Raw genomic sequence first — 1,694 nt, forward strand, 5'->3', positions numbered from 1 at the left:
AGAAATAGACATAACGCAAGTTATGCCTTAAAATAGGTATTGTCCTTATGGACATTAAGCGGTCAGCTTAAATGTTTTTTGAAATGCCTCTACAGATGGCATTTCCCATGCATCAAGATGTTGAAGCATCATGATTGCGTAGAGGCGGCAGTACCACATCTTAGATGAACGGTGTCTGCCGCCTTCTAATTTATAATCCTCTTTCTCGCGTTTGTTAGAACGTTCCACAGAAGTTCTTCTATCATATTCTTTTTTCCATTCCTTACTATCTCTTGGCGGTATGTTAATTAATCTCGGATCATCTTTTAGTTGTGTATGTACAGTTCTTCCGTACTTTGCATCAGAACAGGGCGTTTCACAAAAACATCCTCTGTTTCGGTCAGCTTTAGGACATCTAAATTTAGCGCGATGTTTTGTTTTTTCAATACCATCGTGGTACATGCGTAAGCCCATTTTACAGATAGGAACACCATCTTTATCAAGCGTGAAATCATCTTTGTATATGTAGTTACTATTGTTTGTTTTATGTAAATCAATAAAAGGAATGATTCCTTGCTTGCGACAATAATCGTAGACAGGAAAAGCATCCATAGCAGAGTCAAGCAACATCTTTTCTACCTTAAACTGGGGAAGATAAGATTTCATGGCAAAGAAGCTGTGTAGAAATGAAAGCATATCGTGTCGAGAAGCACGCTCAAGTAGTGGAAAAATAGGCAAATCACTATGGGAATCGGAAGCAACAAACATGTATAGATGATAACCATTAAAGTAGCAGTCACGAGAAGAATCCCAACCGCCATTGCAGTCGGGTTGGGAAAATAAACGCTTACAATTACATTTGAGAATACCATTCTCTTTGCAATTACAGATACGCTTTCTACGTATACGAGCAGCTGTTCTAACAGGTGTACCATCGCCAGCAATCGCAAGATGTGACGGATTAATCAGTCCATTTATCACAGAAATATTAAGGAATTGATGTTGGTAAAGTTTAAAAATAAGTCCAAAAGAATGGTTACATTTAATTGGATTACGAACTAAAAAGGGAAGTAACCTAGAGCTGATGGTACCAGTGTTAGTCGGCGTTTTATCACCGTGCTTTTTACCCTTTTTGACTTTAGGTTTCACAAATCTTTCGTTTGGAGAAAGATTATTAGAATCAGAAAGCCACATGCGGTCAAAAAAGTCATAGAAAGTACCAATTCCAGGAGTATCATTTGCAGGAAAACCACTTAAAATTGCATACAAAGGACACTCTTTTAACATAGAAACCCAAACAGTAATAGAAGTGACTTTTAGCTTTATTGATAAAAGATAGGAACGGAGCATGCATGACGGGGTTCTTGGAGCTGGTCCAAACTTAGAATAATAGTCTTGCATGAAAGTGTCAGTAAGTGATAAATCCAAGTGCCAGAATTCAATAATTGTATTCCAAGTCTGCTTTGACAGGACAAATGGCTCAGGATAATAAATCAAAAGATCAGATACGAAAGTATCTTGATAGGTGGAATGACCACCAGAAATAATAGGTAACATTAAATCGCCTCCAATTGAAATTAGTTAATATAATCAATTGGCTTTGCCGAATTTTTTTTGACTATTTGTCAAGCGTTTTCGATAAAAAAGTGGGTGATTTTTAAAATATAGGAGTTGAAACCCTTATAGAATAAGGGCTGGAGATTCCGAGAAGTTAT

At 37.0% G+C, this 1,694-nt stretch carries 1 protein-coding gene; it reads right to left on the minus strand.

Going from position 1 to position 1,694, the window contains the following annotated elements:
• Positions 1-54 precede the first annotated feature (54 nt).
• Positions 55-1,536, minus strand: coding sequence for a hypothetical protein (locus tag BMY18_RS20640; RefSeq protein ID WP_092458516.1), 1,482 nt, complete (start codon positions 1,534-1,536; stop codon positions 55-57).
• Positions 1,537-1,694 lie beyond the last annotated feature (158 nt).

Origin of the sequence: [Clostridium] fimetarium (genome assembly GCF_900111235.1) — a bacterium.
GTDB lineage: Bacteria > Bacillota > Clostridia > Lachnospirales > Lachnospiraceae > Clostridium_N > Clostridium_N fimetarium.